This window comes from Vibrio sp. 03_296 (assembly GCF_002265885.1).
The window spans coordinates 1-663 of the sequence record NZ_NPKW01000263.1; the positions used below are offsets into that span (position 1 = coordinate 1).

A 663-nucleotide genomic window follows, 5' to 3' on the forward strand; every position below is an offset into this window, starting at 1 on the left:
CATGACCGCAAGTGTGTTTTCCCCGCAACTAGGTGTGATGTGAGATCAAATTCGGCAGGTAAACGGCTGTCTTGGCTGTAGCCAACCCAAGTGCCGTTACACCAAAGATGGAACGCCGAGTTCACACCGTCGAAGATGATGCGTTGGGTGTTGAGCAAATCTTCTGGCGACAACGATACCCTAGTGCGATAACAACCGGTTGGGTTTCACGGGGCACGAACGGCGGGTTCACGTCAAATGGATATTTAATATTGGCGTAAATGGGTTTGTCGTAACCGTGCAGTTGCCAGTTGGACGGCACGGGGATCTCATCCCATTCAGCGTCATTGAAATCGGCCTGCGTGAACTGGCCCTCCACCTGCTCTGGCGCATCAAACAGTTGTATTCTCATTGTCATTAGCGATTGGCGCTGGGCGTGAATACCATCGCGAGCGTGGGCCATATCGCGAAAACTGGCGAGCGGACTGTGTGCCTTTAGGCAGTGAATGTTCACGGATTGCGGTTTCCCAGTCGACGTCGTTGGAGAATTTCTGAAATGCAGTCATGTGGTGCCTATATGATTGATGTTACCTGCAGGCGGATAAGTCAGCGTGTTTTAGAGCTGCGAGAGCAAGTAACAAGTTCTTAATTGAGCCTGAGTGTAATGAAGATCTGGAAACGTTT

At 50.7% G+C, this 663-nt stretch carries 1 pseudogene; it reads right to left on the minus strand.

Annotated elements, in window-relative coordinates:
• Positions 1 to 442: pseudogene (locus CIK04_RS23845) on the minus strand (sugar-binding domain-containing protein); the annotation flags it as partial.
• Positions 443 to 663: the final 221 nt, after the last annotated feature.